This window comes from Phycisphaeraceae bacterium (assembly GCA_019636655.1).
Lineage (GTDB): Bacteria > Planctomycetota > Phycisphaerae > Phycisphaerales > UBA1924 > JAHBXB01.
The window spans coordinates 809013-825807 of record JAHBXB010000002.1; the positions used below are offsets into that span (position 1 = coordinate 809013).

Below are 16795 nucleotides of genomic sequence, written 5' to 3' on the forward strand. Positions count from 1 at the left end.
CCCTTGCTTGCATTGTGCTCGGGACGGTCGTGTTGAAGTGGCACCGGCGCGGGTTCTACCGGCGCTGGAATCGAGACTGATCCCGGCAGCAGCGTTCAAAGCACGGCACCATCGTCGGCCTCCCACCACCAGCCAACCGTCTCCCTTCCATACCATCCCGCGTGGCGACCCACGACCATACAACAATCCCCAACCCCGGCGAGCCGCGCCGCACCGGCCCGCGCGCCGCGGAGCCGATCGACTCGCTCGTGGGCCAGACGATCGGCGTCTACCACGTCATCGGAGCCCTCGGCGAGGGTGGTTTCGGCGCCGTCTACCTCGCGGAACAGAGCCAGCCCGTGCGCCGGCGCGTGGCGCTCAAGGTGATCCGCGCCGGCATGGACAGCCGCTCGGTCCTCGCGCGGTTCGAGGCCGAGCAGCAGGCCCTCGCCCTCATGGACCACTCCGGCGTGGCCAAGGTCTTCGACGCCGGCGTCACCCCCCCGTCCCTCGGCGCCCGCCCCTTCTTCGTCATGGAGTACGTGAAGGGCGTCCCCATCACCGCCTTCTGCGCCAGCGAGCACCTCGGCCTCGACGAGCGCGTCGCCCTCATGATCCAGGTCTGCGCCGCGGTGCAGCACGCCCACATGAAGGGCGTCATCCACCGCGACCTCAAGCCCAGCAACATCCTCGTCGAGCTCGAGGACGACCGCCCCCACGCGACGATCATCGACTTCGGCGTCGCCAAGGCCCTCAGCCACCGGCTCTCCGATACCACGCTCTACACCGAGCAGGGGCAGATGATCGGCACGCTGGAGTACATGGCCCCCGAGCAGGCCCGCGGCACGGCCGTCGATGTGGACACGCGCTCGGACGTCTACTCCCTCGGCGCGATCCTCTACGAACTCCTCTCCGGCCACACCCCCCTCGACAGCGCCGCCCTCCGGTCCGCCGGCTACCGCGAGGCCCAGCGCCTGATCGAGGAGCAGCAGCCCGCCCGCCCCAGCGAGCGCGTCACCCGTGCCGCCACCGTCGCCCCCGGCGCCACCCTCCCCGGCGACAGCCAGGCCCTCTCCCGCTCGCTCCGCGGCGACCTGGACTGGATCGTCATGAAGTGCCTTGAGAAGGAGCGATCCCGCCGCTACGACTCCGCCAGCGCCCTCGCCCGCGACCTGGAACGCTTCCTCCGCAACGAGCCCGTCGAGGCCGGCCCACCCAGCGCGGCATACCGCGCCTCCAAGTTCATCCGCCGCCACCGCGCCGCCGTCGCCACGGCGCTGATCGTCGCGGGCGCCGTGCTCGCCGCGGTCGCGGGCACGTCGTGGGGCCTTGCCTGGGCCCTGCGTGAACGCGAACGCGCGGAGACGCAGGCTGCCGCGGCGGAAAAAGCCCGCGACGAGGCCGAGGCCGTCACCGCCTTCCTCTCGAACATGCTCGATTCGGTCGACCCCGCGCAGCACGGCAAGGACGTCCGCGTCCGCGAGGTGCTCGACAAGGCCTCCCTGACGATCGGCACGGAAATGGCGGACCGGCCCCTGGTCGAGTCCCGCCTGCGCCAGACCATCGGGAACTCCTACCGCTCCCTGGGGATGTACGACCAGGCCGAACTGCACCTCCCTATCGCCGCGGAAATCCGCAAGCGGGAACTCGGCGAGAGCGACCCCGCGACGGTGCAGGTGATCGCGAACGTCGCCGGGCTGCGGCACCAGCAGGGCAACTACGCCGAGGCCGAGGCCGTCAGCCTGCGGGCCCTCGACGCCCTCAAGCGCGCCGGCCGCGAGAACGACCCCGTCGCCCTGGGCCTGATGAACAACCTCGCCCAGACCTACTCAAGACAGGGGCGGCTCGCGGAGGCGATGGAACTCCAGCAGCGGACGGCCCAGTTGTACGAGGAGACCCGTGGCCCCGACCACGCGGACACCCTCGGCGCCATGGTGAACCTGGCGCTGCTGCACGAATCGCTGGGCCAATCCGCCCGGGCCGAGGCCGTCTTGCTCAAGGCAGTCGAGGGCTGGACCCGCGCCTTTGGCCCCAGCCACCCGGGAACACTGCTGGCGCAGAACAACCTGGGCACGCTGTACATGGCGACCCGCCGCCCGGACAAGGCCGAGCCGCTGCTGCGCCTCGTCGTACGCGAACGCGCCCGCGTCCTGGGTGAGGAGCACCCGGACACCGCCAGGGCGATGATCAACCTCGGCCTCGCGCTCTGGCGGCTGAGCCGCGTCGACGAATCCGCGCGGGTGTACGAGCAGGCGTGGGACGCCGCGGCCAAGTCCCTCGGCGAGACGCACGAGGACACGCTGACGGTCGCGCTCAACCTGATGTCCGCCTACGAGACCCAGGGGTGGCCCGCCTCGACCGCCGCCCGCTCCGCCCGGCTGGTGGCGGCGCTCAAGGCGGTGATCAAGCGTCCGGACGCAACCCCGGCGCAGTTCAACAGCTGCGCATGGATCCTGCTCACCGTCCAACCCGAGTCGCTCCGCGACCCCGCGGCCGCGCTGCATGCCTCAAAGCGGGCCTGCGACGGCGAGCGGGCCGCGGGCGGGCCCGACCTCTGGCAGTACCTGGACACGCGCGCCCTGGCCCAGTCGCGAACGGGCGACCACGCCGGCGCCGCGACGACGCAGCGTGAAGCCATCAGCCTCATCCCCGAGCAGGGGGAGGCGTACCGGGCCGAGATGCAGGAACGTCTGGAGCAGTTCGAGGCCGCGGCTGGCAAGCGGGACTAGCTCTTCCGGCCGATCGCCCAGCCGATGAGTCCGCACACCAGGATGATCGCCGCGCTCCCGCCGATCCACACCAGCGGGAAGTTGCTCGTCAACGCCTCGACCAGCGGGCTGTTGTGCATCCCGACCAGCCCGAGGATCGCCACCGCGATCGACACCATCGCCACGGCGACCACGCCCAGCGCCAGACCGCCGGAAAGACCGGACCACGTGCCGTCGAAGGGCTCCGCGGCGACCATCATCATGCCCGCCCCGGCCATGGCCGAGGAGGAGACATCGCTCGCCGCGCCGGTGGTCTCGAACAGGCCGGAGGTGCCGCCGGTCTCGGCCGGGGCGCCCTCGCCGCCCGCCACGCCCTCCAGCAGGTCGGCGCCCAGCGAGGTGTCGTCGGCCTCGCGAGTGAGGTCCAGCAGACCCGACCCCGAGCCCACGGACTCGACCGTGATATCACCCGCCCCGCCCGCGCCTGTGGTGACCTGCGTCACGGCGGAGGGGTCGGCCTCTTCCAACTGGTCGGAATCGAAGATGCTGATGCCCGAGCGCTCCTTGGGGCTCTCGGTGATGGGGCTCTCGGCCGGACCCGAATCGTCCTTGGCCAGGCCGAGCCCGGAACCCGAGCCGCCGATGTCGGCCAGCGGGATCATGCTCGAACCGCCCAGTTCGGCCTCGCTGCCGCCGGAGATGAGTTCGACCTGCTCGACCTTGAACATCAGGCGGTCGCGGTCGCGGAACTCCTGCAGGCGGCCCTGCGTCACCATGTCGCGGACTTCGGAGGGAGTCACGCCCAGCTTCTGGGCCGTTTCCTCGAGGCTGTAGAACATCTTGGCCATCACGCACCTTCCCTTCAGCGGACACTTCGCGCCGGGGCCTTCGTGCCCCCGGGCGGGATCAACCGGCGTTTCCGAATCCTTGGCCTGAATCCTTGCGGAATCAGGACTTGCGGTTCGGGGACGAAGGATACCACGAACCCGCCCCTCCCGCACCCCCCCTCCCCCCCCCTCCTTCCCCCGGGAGGCATTCCATATACACACCCTGCCGGCCTGTTCGCTAGCCTCTGGACGGCTGTTCCCGTGGGCCGGCCAACGGGATCCCGGGCTTCTGGAGGGTGCGATGAGTCCATCCGGCATCAGGACAGGGCGGGCAACGGGCGAGGCGGCGACCGCCTTCCGCCGGCCGATCGCCCCCTGGCCGATCGAGCGGTACGAGATCCCCCACCCGGCCCTGCCGCCCGCCCTGGACGGGCTCACCGTGCTGCACCTCTCCGACCTGCACGCCCGGAGCCACCCGCACGCGAGGCTGCCGTTCACCTTCGGATCCCTGCTGGCGGCGATGTGCACGGTCACGGTCGACGTCGTCGCGCTGACCGGCGACTTCATGCACGCGCCGGGCCACGAGCGGGGCGCGATCAAGGCGCTGGAGCTCATCGCGGGGGTGCTGGCGGAGCGGCCGGCGCGGATCGGGGCGTACGGCGTGTTCGGCAACCACGACACCCCGGGGCTGATCCGCGAGGCGGTGCGGATCGCGGGGATCACATGGCTGGCGAAGGCGGACCGGCCGCACCAGCCGCGGATCGTGGATGAGCCGAGCAACGGCCTGCGCGTGATCGGGCTGAACTGGCCGGAGGACACGGCCGGACTCGGGCTCCAACTCCAGGAGGGGCCGGCGCGGCCGGGGGTGTTCCCGCTCACGCTCGCGCACATGCCGACGACGATCGTCAGCGCGGCGCAGCTCGGACTGCCGCTGATCCTCGCCGGGCACACGCACGCCGGACAGGTAAGGCTGCACGCGCGGCACGCGCCCTACACCTCGTCGGACCTGCCGCCGGACAAGGCGTCGGGGGTGCTGCGGCTGCGGGAGACGCTCTGCTGCATCTCGCGCGGGCTGGGGGACTCGGTCTTCCCCGGGCTGCGGTTCAACTGTCGGCACCACGCGCCGCTGTACACGCTGCGGTCGGCGCCGCTGCCGGCGCTGGGCTTCGGCGCGGACCCGCGGTACATCTCGCAGGTCATTCCGTGGTAGAGCTCGGTCAGTTCAGTCGCTGGCGCCAGGCGATGAGCCGGGCGCCAACGGCGATCGCGAGCGCGGCCTTGAGAACATCACCGACGGCGTAGGGCCAGACCATCATCGCGGCGGCGTCCGCGAGGCTCATCCCGGCGACGGCCACGAGGCCCGCGAGGCCGAGCAGGTGGATCGTGGCGTGGGCCGCGACAACGCCCAGCGCGATCCGGCCCGTGCCGGCGCGGGGCGCCGAACCGATGACCGCGCCCATGACCATCGGCGCCGCGGCGAACCCGAGCAGGTAGCCCACCGTGGCGCCGGCGAAGACCTGCGCTCCGCCCGAAAGGTCGGCAAAGACGGGCAGCCCCGCCAGACCCGCAAGGAGGTACACCCCCATCGAGGCCGCTCCGAGGCGCGGACCAAGCGCGAGGCCGCAGAGCACCACGGCGAGCGTCTGGAGTGTGATGGGAACCGGCGAGCCGGGGACGGGGATCGCGACCTGCGCCGCCGCGGCGGTGAGGACCGCGAAGAAGAGGACCGCGCCGAGGCGCCGGGCGGCCGGGGTGGAGAGGATCGTTGCTGCTGGTGATGCGGCGGTCGCGGTGTTGGGGTCGGTGGGGATCATGGCAATGGACTCCGGGTCACGGCTGAGTGTTCGGCCGCATGGTACCCGATGATGGCAGGGTGCGACGCCCTGTACGATCCTTGCCGAAGGAGCGCCGTATGCCCTTGGTGCTTGATCCTCCCACCCGAGCCTTCCTTGAGGCTCTCGCGGCGCTTCCACCCATCGAGCAAGTCTCTGTGGATTATGCCCGTGCCGGAACCCGCCTGGGGCAGGCGGGTGGGGCGCGTGCGCCGGCCGAGATCGCCGATCGCGTCATCCCTGCCGGGCCGCACGGAGAGTTGAAGATCCGCGTCATCCGTCCGGTTGGCGCCGTTGGGCCGCTGCCGGGCGTGGTGTATTTCCATGGCGGCGGGTGGGTTGTTGGGGATGCGGAGTCGTACGACCGCTTCGCACGGGAGATCGCCGTGGGCTCAGGCGCGGCGGTGGTCTTCGTGGACTACAAGCGGGCGCCCGAGGCTCGCTTCCCCGCGATCCACGAGGAGGCCTACGCCGCCGTGGAATGGGTCCGCGACAACGGGGCAGAGATCGGCGTGCGCGGCGACCGGCTGGCGCTGGCGGGTGACAGCGCCGGCGGGAACATCGCCGCGAGCGTGGCTCGCCTGTGCGGGATCAGGGCCGGGCCGCGGCTGCTCCTTCAGGTTTTGTTGTGCCCGAACACCAGCGCCTCGTTCGACTTTCCTTCGCACCGGGAGTTCGCGAAGGGACCGTTCGTAACTCGCGCGGCGATGGACTGGTTTCTCGACCATTACCAGCCGGATGTGTCCGCGCGGGCGGACCCCATCCTGTCGCCGCTGGAGTCGCCCCTCGCCGACCTGCGCGGCCTTGCGCCGGCGTTGGTGGTCACGGCGGAGTACGACGCGCTCCGCGACGAGGGGGAGGCGTACGCCCGCCGGCTCGTCGAGGCCGGTGTTCCGGTGACAGCGACCCGTTACCTGAGCACCATCCACACGTTCATGGTGGAGAACCAACTGGCCGGCACCACGCCGAGCCGCGCGGCGACGGAGCAGATCTGCTCGGCGTTGCGGGCCGCGCTGGCGGACGATCATGGCGCCCAGACCGCCACAGCGCCACGTCACGCCCCACTCGGATTCATGGCCAGCGATGCCGAGTTCCTGCGCGAGTTTGAGTCCCAGCGGTGGCCGCTGGAGAGGTGGCGACACCGCGACCACGTGCGGCTGGCGTATCTCTGCCTCCGCGCGGGAACGTTTGCGGCCGCCGCGGACCGGGTCCGATCAGGGATCAAGGCTCACAACGCGGCGCACGGCGTACCGGATGGGCCGGTATCGGGGTACCACGAGACGATGACGATCGCGTGGCTGCGGCTCGTCGAGGTGGCGTTGGCGGAGTACGGCCCCGAGGCCACCGCCGATGCGTTCTGCGACGCCCATCCGGAGCTGATGGAAAAGAAGTCCCTGCGGCTGTTCTATTCGCGGGACCTGTTCATGTCCGAGCAGGCCAAGCGGGAGTTCGTCGAGCCCGACCTGGCGCCGCTGCCCGTAGCGAGGGCCCTGAGGCGTGCTGCGCAGCACGATTCACGCGAGGGCGCCCGGTAGATCAGGCCCCGGCGCCGGCCTGCTGCATCCGCGGCATGTGCCGCCCGATCAGGTCGAGCACGGTTGGCCGCACCATGCGGGCCGCATCGTCGCGATCGTGGACCTGGCGGAGCACCAGCGTCCCCTCGACCAGGATGGTGAACTGATCGGCGAACGTATCGGGGTCCGTGGCTCCGGCCCGCGTGGCGAGTTCGCGGAAGTGGTCCCGGCTCTTGCGCTTGTGTTCGGCGGCGGCGCGGTGGATGGGATCGCGGGGATCGGAGAACTCCGCCGCGGCATTGATGAACATGCAGCCGCGGAACTCGGCGTCGTTGAACCAGGTGTCGAGCACATCGAAGAACGCGACCAGCTGGGCCCGCGGATCATCGCCGGCGAGCAGCCGGACGGCCCGGTCCCACGCCTGCTTCTCCCAGGCGTCGCGGGTCTCGACGCAGGCGAGAACGAAGTCGTCCTTCCCTTCGAAGTGCTTGTAGAACGTCGTCTTCGTCACGCCGGCGTGCTCGATGACCCGGTCCAGGCCGATGGCCTGGAAGCCGTGGCGGTAGAACAGGTCGATGCCGGCGGCGACGAGACGGTCGCGCCCGGTCTGCGGCGGGGGCGGGTTCCCGAAGAGTTCACTGACCGACTTGGGCTTCATGCATGCTGCTCCGCGGCGGAGGGCGGGTGCACCTCGAGTACACCGGGGGTGCACCGCAAGTCAACTGTTCGCGTGTTCCGACGAGGGCATCATAAACCCGTGCGAGCCAACGGGGCTCGCCGAGCACCGGATTCTCAAGGAGAACTCTCATGTCGACTCTCACTACTCGTTCCAAGCCCACGCCCGCCGCGTCGTCCTCCGTCGTCAACGGCATCGACGTGGCGCACCTGCAGGCCTCGATCGAGGCGATCAAGGCCGAGCCAGCCAAGGGCAAGACCACGTGGCACATCAACAGCTCCTGGGTCGGGGGCACGAGGACGGACCACCACGTCAAGGGCTTCAGCATCGGCGGCGACTTTGTCGAAAGGGCGTTCGTCATCAACATCGACGAGCCGCGCGAGCTGGAGGGGACCAACCGGTTCGCCAACCCGCAGGAGCACCTGCTGGCCGCGCTCAACGCGTGCATGATGGTCGGATACTCCGCCGTCGCCGCGCTGATGGGGATCACGCTCACCAAGCTGGAGGTGGAAACCACGGGGGACATCGATCTCCGTGGTTTCCTCGGGATCAGCGACCGCGTCGCGCCGGGGTACGTCGAACTGGACCAGGTGGTGCGGATCGCGGGGAACGCCACCGCCGAACAGTTCACACGGCTGCACGAGATCGTGCGGTCGACGAGCCCGAACTTCTTCAACATCACGCGGGCGATCCCGACGAACTCGCGGATGATCGTTGAGTGAGATCACGCGGGGTGCGCGGGCATCCCTCGATGGGCAGGCCGTCGTGCGTGTATCCGCACGGCGGCCTGTCCGTTTCCGGTTCGCACGGTGCGGTCACAGGTCCCGGTGCATCACGTGCAGGTCCACCAGCCGGCCGTCGGCGTGCCGGAACGCGCGCGGCAGCGTGCCGATGATCGTGAAACCCAGCCCCTGCCAGAGCGCCACGGCATGCGTGTTGGTACCGACCACCGCGTTGAACTGCATCGCGGCAAAGCCGAGGCGCCGGGCTTCCGCCAGCGAGTGCTCCCCCAGGCGCCGGCCCAGGCCGAGCCCACGCGAGTCGGGAGCGACCATGTACGCGGCGTTGGCGGTGTGCGAGCCGCGGCCGGGCTGGTTCGGCCGCAGCACATAGCCGCCGACCACGCGGCCGTCGTGCACGGCGACGTACGCAGCCGTGAACGCGGCGAGATAGCCCGCAAAGTCGGATGCGGAGAGCGGCGCGTCGTAGACAAACGCGTCGCCGCGATCGACGATGTGGTTGAAGATCGCCCGCAGCGGCTCACGATCGGAGTCGAGATAAGGGCGGATCTCGATCATCGGCGAAAGGGTACGGGGCCGCGCGGGCTCAGCCGGGAACTTCGGGGCCGCGGCCGCCCTTCTCGACGGCCCGGCCGCCGACGGTCAGCGTCGCGCGGCGCTCGCCGCGGCGCCGCCTGAGGCGCTTGCTCAGCCACGGAACGGGGATCACCTCGCGGAACAGCCACCAGAGAGCCACGCCAAAGACCGCGGTGGCGGCCCAGAACTGCCAATCGCCGACCGGGAGCCAGAACCCCCTTGTGGGGGGCGGCGCGGCGGACAGGCTAAGGCACAGCGAACACAGCACACCGGCTCCCGGGGTTACCCCTCCCGCCGCAGCGTTCATCCCTCGCGCCTCACGACGCGACCCAGAACGCTATCAGCGCCGCCGCGTACGCGACCGCGCTCATCCAGGCCAACTGCAGCCACGCCCACCTGGCCCCTCCCGCCTCCTTGGCGGTGACGGCCAGCGTCGGGAGGCACTGCATCGCGAGGACGTAGAAGACCAGCAACGACCACGCGGTGGGCTTGTTGAAGATCGCTCCGCCGTCGTCCCGCCTGGCCTGCGCAACCTGTTCGAGCACGCCCTCGTCCTCCGGCTCGTCGCGGCCGGTGGTGACCACCGCCATCGTCGACACGAAGACCTCCCGCGCGGCGAACGACGAGAGGACGCCGATCGTGAGTTGCCAGTCGAACCCCAACGGGCGGAAGACCGGCTCGAGGGCCCGGCCGGCCATGCCCGCAAAGGAGTTGGCCCGGGCGTGGCGGTGCTCGATGCTGTCGGCCTGCGCCAGGAGTTCGGCGGCCTCGGCCTCGCCGGCTTCCCCGGCGGAGGAATGCTCGACCAGGGCGGCGCGGGCCCGGAGGTCCACGGACTCCTGCGGCGGGGGGACGTGCGGGTAGGCGCTGAGCCACCAGAGCACGATGCAGATGACCAGGATGTTTGTGCCCGCGTTCCTCACGAAGACCATGGCGCGGTCGTAGGTGGTGATCGCCGCGGTCCGCAGGCTGGGCCGCTTGTAGGAGGGAAGTTCCAGGGCCATGGCGCGACTGGCACCCTTGAGGATCGTCCGGCGGGCCAGCAGCGCCGAGCCCACGCCCGCGGCGATGCCCAGCGCGTAGCACCCGACGAACGCGAGCGCCCCCCGCACGGGCTGGTCGCGGAAGAGGATGGAGATGAGCAGCACGTAGACGGGCAGGCGTGCCGAGCAGGTCATGAAGGGGGCGACGAGGATCGTCGCGAGCCGCTCCCGGCGATCGGGGATCGTGCGCGTCGCCATGATCCCGGGCAGGGCGCACGCGTGGCTGGAGAGCAGCGGCACGAAGGAGTGGCCCGGGAGGCCGAAGGGGCGCAGCACGCGGTCCATGACGAACGCCGCGCGGGCGAGGTAGCCAGTGTCCTCCAGCAGTGCGATGAGGAAGAAGAGCAGGCAGATCTGCGGCAGGAAGATCACGGTGGCGCCGACGCCGCGGACGATCCCGTCGGCGAGCAGTTCCCGCAGCACGCCGCCGGGGATCACGCGCTTGAGCCAGTCGCCCAGGCCGGTAAAGAGCCAGTCGATGCCGTCCATCGGGTACTTGGCGAGGGCGAAGAGGGCGTAGAACACCACGCCCATGATCAGCGCGAACGCGATCGACCCGAGCACCGGGTGGGTGAACGCGCGGTCCATCCGGTCCGAGAGGCTCTCGGCGCTCGCAGACCGCTGCTCGCCCGCGGGGAGCGTCGCCGCGGCGATGAAGGCGCGGTCGGCCCACTCGCGCAGGGCGGCGTCATTGGCCCCGGGGGTGATGTTGGGGATCCGGGCGCGGGCGAGCGCGGCGCGGAGATCGCCCAGGCCCTCGCCGGTGCGGGCCGAGACGTTGACCACCTCGCATCCCACGGCCTCGCCGAGCCGGGCCGGGTCGATCCGAAGACCCTGGCGGTGGGCGAGGTCGATCATGTTCACCGCGACGACCGTCGGCAGGCGGCGGCGGAGCACCTCGCCCACGAGCAGCAGGTTGCGGGCCAGGTTCGTCGCATCGATGACGACGCAGATCGCCTCCGGCGGCGCCGCGCGATCGCCCTTGGCGGCCGCCGCGCCCGCGAGGACATCGCGACAGAGCGTGGATTCGAGTTGCTCCAACTCCAGCGAGTAGACGCCGGGGAGATCGATCAGCGCGGCGTCGTGCGCGGCGGAGGGAGCCTGCCGCGGCGAAGGGTCGCAGCAGTCCGGCGACGAGGTGTCGTGCTCGATCGGATCCGACGGCGCGGGCATCGCGCGGCCGCTCCCGATCGACAGCCGCCCGAAGCGGGCCTCGACGGTCGTGCCCGGGAAGTTCGCCGTGCGGTGCCGGAGCCCGGTCAGGCGGTTGAAGAGCGTGGTCTTGCCGGTGTTGGGATTGCCGACGAGCGCGATGCGCTGCAGGCCCGTGCGGCCGGTCAGGGGATCGACGCGGGCGGGAGTGGCTGAGCCGGCTTGAGTCATGGTGGGTCAGTGACGGCCGAGCGTCGGGGGCGAGTGCCCCGCGTGGCCGCGGGCCGGGCCGGTTCAGGCATCGAGGAGCACGATGATCCGCTCGGCCAGCGGGCGGGCCAGGCCAATCCGGCCTCCCCCCCACAGGTCGCGGAGGGTTCCTCCCTCGCCGTCCGCCGCGTGCTCGCGGCAAACGCAGCCGAGGGCGACAATGCACGGCTGCCCGGCGCGGCAGAGCCGGATGCGGGCGGCGATCCCCAGGCCCATCGCGCGGAGCATCGAGGCGTCGTCATCGCTCAAGGCGCACTCGCAAATCGTGCCCGTCTGCCCCGGCGTGAGCGAGGCCAGCGGGGCCTGCCGACGAACGGGCCGCGCGTCAGCCTGGCCAGTGCACGCGGCGGGATTCCCGCAGCAGCCGGCGGCGGGGCTGGCTTTGTCCGAGTTTGCGGTCGCCGAGGGGTCGAGAATCAAAGGGAACCTCCGGGTGCGATCGTACCCCTATTGAGACTCAATCGCAAAGGAGAGCCGTGCGGGCCTATACAGGACTATATTGTCCAGTATATCGCGGAGGTGACGCGGTGCAAGGCGGCAAGCGGGACGGCGAGCCGGTGGATAACTGGACGCAGGTCGGACGCCCGGATCGCCGCGCACCCGGAGGTTCGGTAATGCCGTGGTTCCCGGCGAGCGGGATCGGCCCAGCCCCGACAACCGGGCGGGTCGGTGGGTTCGGTCGAGTCGGGACGTGGCGGGTGGCGGTCGCAGTTCGCATCTTCTTCCGTGCTGGTCCGCGGCGGCTTGGCCGTGGGGTGGCGGTTCGGGCGGGTGGGGGCCGGTGTCCACGGAGGGACGCCGAACAGGAGGCCGAATGGTGGGTGACTTTCTACCGCAAAGCGTGGTCGAGGATGCCCTTGTCTTTGCTGAGGAGGACCAGGGGGTGATGGTGGCGAGCATCGGATGCCAGACGGTGCGGGAGTGGCAGGCGGCGATGATCCGCGGGCGGCTTGAGCAGGTGGCGGGGGCATGCGCGGGGCGCGTCGCGCTCTCGCTGGCGGGGGTCACCGGGGTGGGCTCGGCGTTCGTGCGGGACCTCATCAGGCTGACGGATCACTGCAGCACCCTCGGGGGGAGACTGGTTCTGTACTCGCTCTCGAGCGAGGTGCAGGCCCTGTTCAAGACCGCGGGGTTTGATCAGAAGTTGCACATGGCCCAGACGCGCGAGGAGGCGATCAGCGCCGTGACGAGCGGCGCCCGCCGGCGCGGGTTCTTCGGGAGATTGATGGGGCGTCACGCCGCGTGATGATCGCGCCGGCGGCGCGCAGCGCCCAGGAGCATGGCGGCCCCGAGGGCCGCGGCGGCGCCCGGCGCCGGGACGAGGGTGAACGCTCCGCCCGGCTGCCCGCTGGCGTCCGCGGCGGAGGCGTACTGCCAGACCACCGATGCATGAAGGGGGCGGGCCGTCAAGCCGGCGCTGGAAGTCACCTGCGTCCACACCGACGTGTCGACTCCGGTGTGCAGCAGCGTGATGGCGCGCCCGGTGCAGATCGCGAAGGCGAACTCCGCGGGGAGGTCGGAGTCAGGGCGGCTCAGCACGGGGGGCTCGGCGGGTGCTTGTGTTGCCGGCTGCACCGAGGCGCCGTCATCGCCGTTCAGGCCGGCGGGTTCGAGAAGCTCGGGAGCGAGCCAGCGGCTGGTTGGCGCGGGCGCGGAGGCCGCGACGAGCGGTGGAGTCGTGGCGGACGACTGCGGCGCGGCGAGGACCAGCGTTGCGATGACAAGCGTTGCCATGAGAGCCTCCTTCGAGGGGTCGGCCGCGTCGGAGCGCGCCGGCCCGCACGAGTTGTCTCTCTGCCCGTCTCTCTCTGGCGTGGTGAGCGGTCGCGCGATGGTTGCATGGCGCGATGCGGCTCGCTCCATGCTACCCGCGGGCGGAGGGAACACAAGGCCCTGGCTGGGGATTGAGGAGGCGAACCGGGGTCCGAAAACCTCGATTCAGCCGGCAGAGCCGACGAGGGCGGCATTGGTGGGGAACCGCTGGAGCGCGGCGAGGAGCTGCTCGACCTGCATCGGCGGCGGCATGGCCATCAGGCGGCGCCGCAGGGCGGAGACGGTCTTGAGTTCCGTCTCCTCCATCAGCAGGTTCTCCTTGCGGGTGCCGCTGGCGGCGAGGTTGATCGCCGGGAAGAGGCGCCGCTCGGAGATCTTGCGGTCGAGGATCAGCTCCATGTTGCCCGTGCCCTTGAACTCCTCGAAAATCAACTGGTCGCCCTGCGAGCCGGTGTCGACCAGGCACGAGGCGATGATCGTCAGGCTGCCGGCCTCCTCGGTATTGCGGGCGGCGCCGAAGATCTGCTTGGGGACTTCGAGGGCTCGGGAATCGATGCCGCCCGACATGGTTCGGCCGCTGGAGGCATGACGGCGCGAGCGGTTGAACGCCCGGCCCAGCCGCGTGAGCGAGTCGAGCATCATCACCACGTGGCGCCCCGCCTCGACCGCCCGCTTGCAGCGGTCGATCGTGGTGGTCGCGATGGCGATGTGCTGCTCGACATCGTTGTCGTTGCTCGAGGCGACCACCTGGCAGCGCGACGGGGCGACCGTCGCCGTCAGACCCGGCGGATCGTCGCCGCCGGCCGACGCGGCGGAGGTGGACGCCAGCACTTCGTCGAACGTCCGCCGGAAGTCGGTGACCTCCTCCGGTCGCTCGTCCACCAGCAGCAGCACGACCTCGACGTCGTGGTGGTTCCGCAGGATCGCGGTCGCGATGTCCTTGAGCAGCGTCGTCTTGCCCGCCTTGGGGGGCGAGACGATGAGCCCGCGCTGGCCGCGGCCAATGGGGCAGAACAGGTCGATGAGCCGGCAGGAGGGCGGGCAGCCGGGGTACTCAAGGGTGAGGCGGGGCTGAGGATCGATCGAGGTCAGGTCGCCGAACGCCTTGCAGGAGGAGAACTCGCCGGGGGCCATCCCCTCGATCTCGATGAACTGCTCAACGACGGGTCGGGGCGGGCCCTGCTGCCCGCGGTTGCGGCCGCGCCGGCGGCGGCGCGATCGTCGCACCGCGACCTCGACCTTCACCCGCAGACCGTCGCGGAGCTTGTACCGCTCGCCCCAGACCAGCGGAACGAAGGGGTCGTCGTCGCGCGTGACCACCCGGGACCCGTTGAGTTGCCGCACTCGGCCCTCGGCGCGCACCGGCCACTCCAGGATGCCCGACAACGTCACCACGCTGTTCGTGTCGTTCAGATGCATGCGCACGACGGCGGCAAGGCGCAGCCGTCCGATCCGAGATCGATGTCGTCCACCCCGCCTCCCCAGGACCCCGTCCCCCGATTCCTCCTTGAATCCGGTCCAGAAACCCCATGGGCCCGGGCGCCACTGGCCCGGCCTTCCCCTCCTCCCGTGTCCTCATCATACGCGATGAACGGGCCCGCGGCAGGTGGGGATCAAGGGCCGTTTGGCTATCATCGACCCGAGGGGATTGCCGCGTGCATCGCTCGTGCGGGTACCGGCGGTCTGCCCCCGTGCGGGAAACCCCCAGCCCGCCTGGATCTGCGTTGTCGTATGCGCCCGGTGCAGGCGTGTCTGACCGGGCCGGAGACGGAATGGAGTCGATCAAGGGCATCGCGGTTTCGCCCGGCGTGATTATCGGGCGGGTGTTCATCCTCGACGACGAGCACGCCCGGATTGCGCGCCGGACCGTCCCGCCGGAGGCGACAGGCCGGGAGATCCAGCGGCTCGACGCCGCGATGGACCGGTCGGTGGTCGAGCTGGCCCAGCTCAAGGACCAGACGCGGGTCGAACTCGGCGAGGAAGCGGCCAAGATCTTCGCGTTCCACCTCGGGATGCTCTGCGACCCATCGCTGACCACGCCGATGAAGGCGATGATCCAGACCCAGCGCGTCACCGCGGAATACGCGGCGTGGCGGACGATGGCGGATCTGGCCCACCGGTTCGAGTCGATGCCCAACGTGGCGTTCAAGACCAAGGTCGACGACGTGCGGGACCTCTCGTCCCGCGTGCTGCGGCACCTGATCGGCGAGCACTCGAGCCGCCTCAAGGACCTGGACCACCGGGCGGTGGTGGTGGCCCGCGACCTGACGCCGTCGCAGGCGGCGATGTTCGACCGCAGCCACGTGATCGGGTTCGCGACCGACTTCGGCGGGCCGACGTCGCACACCGCGATCTTCGCCCGGGCCCTGGGCATCCCCGCCGTGGTGGGGTGCGGCACCATCACGGACCTGGCCTCGGATGGCACCCCGATCGTCATCGACGGCGACCGGGGCGTGGTGATCCTCGACCCGACCGAGGAGCAGATCGCCGAGTACACCTCGACGATCGAGCAGCAGAAGCTCTTCCGGCTTACGCTGGCGGACCTGTCGTCGCTCCCTTCCGTCACCCGGGACGGGGTGGACATCGAGCTGCTGGCCAACATCGAGTTCCCCGAGGAGGTCCCGATCGCGGTCGATTGCGGCGCGACGGGCGTGGGGCTGTACCGCACGGAATACCTGTACCTGACGTCCACCCGCGAGCCCACGGAGACCGACCACTACGAGGCGTACGCCAAGGCGGTGTCGCTGCTCGGCGGACGGACGCTGACCATCCGAACCGTGGACCTGGGGGCGGACAAGTACACCCAGCAGCGGGCCCAGACCCCCGAGCGGAACCCCTTCCTGGGCCTGCGGTCGATCCGCTACTGCCTCCAGTCACTGCCCATGTTCCGCACGCAGCTGCGGGCGATTCTGCGGGCTTCGGCGCACGGGCCGATCAAGATCATGTTCCCGCTGATCACGACGGTGGGCGAGCTGCGGCAGGCCAAGTTCCTGCTCAACGACGTGATGGAGGACCTGGACGAGGAGGGCATCGCCTACGACCGCAACGTGCCGGTGGGGATGATGGTCGAGGTGCCCGCCGCGGCCCTGATGGCCGACACGTTCGCCCGCGAGTCGGAGTTCTTCTCGATCGGGACCAACGACCTGGTGCAGTACACCCTGGCGGTGGACCGGACCAACGAGCGAGTCGCCGCGATGTACAACCCGGCCCACCCGGCGGTGATCCAGTTGATCCAGATGGTGGTCAAGGCCGCCCGGAGCGCCCGCGGGCACGCCCACCAGGGGTCGGGCCCTGGGATCCCGGTCTCCTGCTGCGGTGAATCGGCCGGGGACCTGGGCTTTGCAATGTTGCTGATCGGGCTGGGTTTGCGTACGCTGTCGGTGACCAGTTCCAGCATCCCGCCCCTGAAGCGGCTGGTGCGGTCGGTCACGGTGGCGAACTGCGAGGAGATCGCCGAGAAGGCGTTGTCGCTCGATTCGGATACAGCGGTTGCCGCGTTCCTGCGGAACCAGGCACGAAAGACACTTCCCGAGGCGTTCGACGGGCGTTCCGCCGAGTACTAGGCCACGGGAAACAAGACGATCGGTCGGCGCCCAGGGCGGCTGGCCGGAACGAACCTCGGGCTCCGCGGATCCGCGGCGCGCGGATCAGCCGCATGGCTGCTCCCGCCGCGGGCCGGTATTCGGAGCCAGCATCGAGCGCCCC

General features: G+C 70.5%; 15 protein-coding genes. 6 read left to right on the forward strand and 9 right to left on the reverse strand.

The window, feature by feature from the left end:
- Nucleotides 1-161: 161 nt before the first annotated feature.
- The gene (locus tag KF745_08870) at nucleotides 162-2708 is read left to right on the forward strand and encodes a serine/threonine protein kinase (protein ID MBX3358528.1); all 2547 of its coding nucleotides are present in this window, start codon (nucleotides 162-164) and stop codon (nucleotides 2706-2708) included.
- On the opposite strand, the gene KF745_08875 is transcribed toward KF745_08870, so the two are convergent.
- Nucleotides 2705-3535: a hypothetical protein gene (locus KF745_08875; protein ID MBX3358529.1), complete on the reverse strand. Its 831-nt coding sequence runs from the start codon at nucleotides 3533-3535 to the stop codon at nucleotides 2705-2707. The two genes, KF745_08870 and KF745_08875, sit on opposite strands and share 4 nt — an antisense overlap.
- A gap of 280 nt (nucleotides 3536-3815) precedes the next feature.
- On the opposite strand from KF745_08875, the gene KF745_08880 reads away from it, so the two are divergent.
- Entirely contained in the window at nucleotides 3816-4724 is a 909-nt protein-coding gene (locus tag KF745_08880; protein ID MBX3358530.1) for a metallophosphoesterase, read from the forward strand.
- Nucleotides 4725-4731: 7 nt separating this feature from the next.
- Here the strand turns inward: KF745_08880 and KF745_08885 are convergent, their stop codons facing one another.
- Nucleotides 4732-5328 (reverse strand): biotin transporter BioY, encoded by a 597-nt coding sequence (locus tag KF745_08885; GenBank protein ID MBX3358531.1) that lies wholly within the window; start codon nucleotides 5326-5328, stop codon nucleotides 4732-4734.
- Between the two features lie 98 nt (nucleotides 5329-5426).
- Between KF745_08885 and KF745_08890 the strand changes: the two genes are divergently transcribed.
- Entirely contained in the window at nucleotides 5427-6881 is a 1455-nt protein-coding gene (locus KF745_08890; protein MBX3358532.1) for an alpha/beta hydrolase fold domain-containing protein, read from the forward strand.
- Between the two features lies 1 nt (nucleotide 6882).
- On the opposite strand, the gene KF745_08895 is transcribed toward KF745_08890, so the two are convergent.
- Nucleotides 6883-7518, reverse strand: coding sequence for a TetR/AcrR family transcriptional regulator (locus KF745_08895; protein ID MBX3358533.1), 636 nt, complete (start codon nucleotides 7516-7518; stop codon nucleotides 6883-6885).
- Between the two features lie 149 nt (nucleotides 7519-7667).
- Between KF745_08895 and KF745_08900 the strand changes: the two genes are divergently transcribed.
- Nucleotides 7668-8258 carry an OsmC family protein gene (locus KF745_08900; protein ID MBX3358534.1) on the forward strand — a complete coding sequence of 197 codons (591 nt, stop codon included), beginning with the start codon at nucleotides 7668-7670 and terminating at the stop codon, nucleotides 8256-8258.
- A gap of 93 nt (nucleotides 8259-8351) precedes the next feature.
- Here the strand turns inward: KF745_08900 and KF745_08905 are convergent, their stop codons facing one another.
- From KF745_08905 to KF745_08920, 4 genes are all read right to left on the reverse strand, one after another.
- The gene (locus tag KF745_08905) at nucleotides 8352-8834 is read right to left on the reverse strand and encodes a GNAT family N-acetyltransferase (GenBank protein MBX3358535.1); all 483 of its coding nucleotides are present in this window, start codon (nucleotides 8832-8834) and stop codon (nucleotides 8352-8354) included.
- 28 nt (nucleotides 8835-8862) lie between these two features.
- On the reverse strand, nucleotides 8863-9120 hold the full coding sequence (locus KF745_08910) for a hypothetical protein (GenBank protein MBX3358536.1): 258 nt from the start codon (nucleotides 9118-9120) through the stop codon (nucleotides 8863-8865).
- A 49-nt stretch (nucleotides 9121-9169) separates the two neighbouring features.
- The gene (locus tag KF745_08915; protein MBX3358537.1) at nucleotides 9170-11278 is read right to left on the reverse strand and encodes a ferrous iron transporter B; all 2109 of its coding nucleotides are present in this window, start codon (nucleotides 11276-11278) and stop codon (nucleotides 9170-9172) included.
- 63 nt (nucleotides 11279-11341) lie between these two features.
- The gene (locus KF745_08920) at nucleotides 11342-11737 is read right to left on the reverse strand and encodes a ferrous iron transport protein A (protein ID MBX3358538.1); all 396 of its coding nucleotides are present in this window, start codon (nucleotides 11735-11737) and stop codon (nucleotides 11342-11344) included.
- 397 nt (nucleotides 11738-12134) lie between these two features.
- Between KF745_08920 and KF745_08925 the strand changes: the two genes are divergently transcribed.
- Nucleotides 12135-12563, forward strand: a complete 429-nt coding sequence (locus tag KF745_08925) for an STAS domain-containing protein (GenBank protein MBX3358539.1) — start codon at nucleotides 12135-12137, stop codon at nucleotides 12561-12563.
- On the opposite strand, the gene KF745_08930 is transcribed toward KF745_08925, so the two are convergent.
- A complete protein-coding gene (locus KF745_08930) occupies nucleotides 12551-13051 on the reverse strand; it encodes a hypothetical protein (GenBank protein MBX3358540.1) in 501 nt (166 codons plus the stop codon). The two genes, KF745_08925 and KF745_08930, sit on opposite strands and share 13 nt — an antisense overlap.
- A gap of 204 nt (nucleotides 13052-13255) precedes the next feature.
- On the reverse strand, nucleotides 13256-14515 hold the full coding sequence (gene rho / locus KF745_08935; GenBank protein MBX3358541.1) for a transcription termination factor Rho: 1260 nt from the start codon (nucleotides 14513-14515) through the stop codon (nucleotides 13256-13258).
- A gap of 347 nt (nucleotides 14516-14862) precedes the next feature.
- On the opposite strand from rho, the gene ptsP reads away from it, so the two are divergent.
- Complete coding sequence (gene ptsP, locus KF745_08940; GenBank protein MBX3358542.1) at nucleotides 14863-16653, forward strand: phosphoenolpyruvate--protein phosphotransferase; 1791 nt, start codon at nucleotides 14863-14865, stop codon at nucleotides 16651-16653.
- The last annotated feature ends 142 nt before the right edge of the window (nucleotides 16654-16795 follow it).

What these genes read in the sequence shown, in the direction of transcription:
- KF745_08895 (MBX3358533.1), bottom strand. Translation starts at nt 7,518, where the DNA reads ATGAAGCCCAAGTCGGTCAGTGAACTCTTCGGGAACCCGCCCCCGCCG.
- KF745_08930 (MBX3358540.1), bottom strand. Translation starts at nt 13,051, where the DNA reads ATGGCAACGCTTGTCATCGCAACGCTGGTCCTCGCCGCGCCGCAGTCG.
- KF745_08875 (MBX3358529.1), bottom strand. Translation starts at nt 3,535, where the DNA reads ATGGCCAAGATGTTCTACAGCCTCGAGGAAACGGCCCAGAAGCTGGGC.
- KF745_08905 (MBX3358535.1), bottom strand. Translation starts at nt 8,834, where the DNA reads ATGATCGAGATCCGCCCTTATCTCGACTCCGATCGTGAGCCGCTGCGG.
- KF745_08885 (MBX3358531.1), bottom strand. Translation starts at nt 5,328, where the DNA reads ATGATCCCCACCGACCCCAACACCGCGACCGCCGCATCACCAGCAGCA.
- KF745_08915 (MBX3358537.1), bottom strand. Translation starts at nt 11,278, where the DNA reads ATGACTCAAGCCGGCTCAGCCACTCCCGCCCGCGTCGATCCCCTGACC.
- KF745_08890 (MBX3358532.1), top strand. Translation starts at nt 5,427, where the DNA reads ATGCCCTTGGTGCTTGATCCTCCCACCCGAGCCTTCCTTGAGGCTCTC.
- KF745_08880 (MBX3358530.1), top strand. Translation starts at nt 3,816, where the DNA reads ATGAGTCCATCCGGCATCAGGACAGGGCGGGCAACGGGCGAGGCGGCG.
- ptsP (MBX3358542.1), top strand. Translation starts at nt 14,863, where the DNA reads ATGGAGTCGATCAAGGGCATCGCGGTTTCGCCCGGCGTGATTATCGGG.
- KF745_08900 (MBX3358534.1), top strand. Translation starts at nt 7,668, where the DNA reads ATGTCGACTCTCACTACTCGTTCCAAGCCCACGCCCGCCGCGTCGTCC.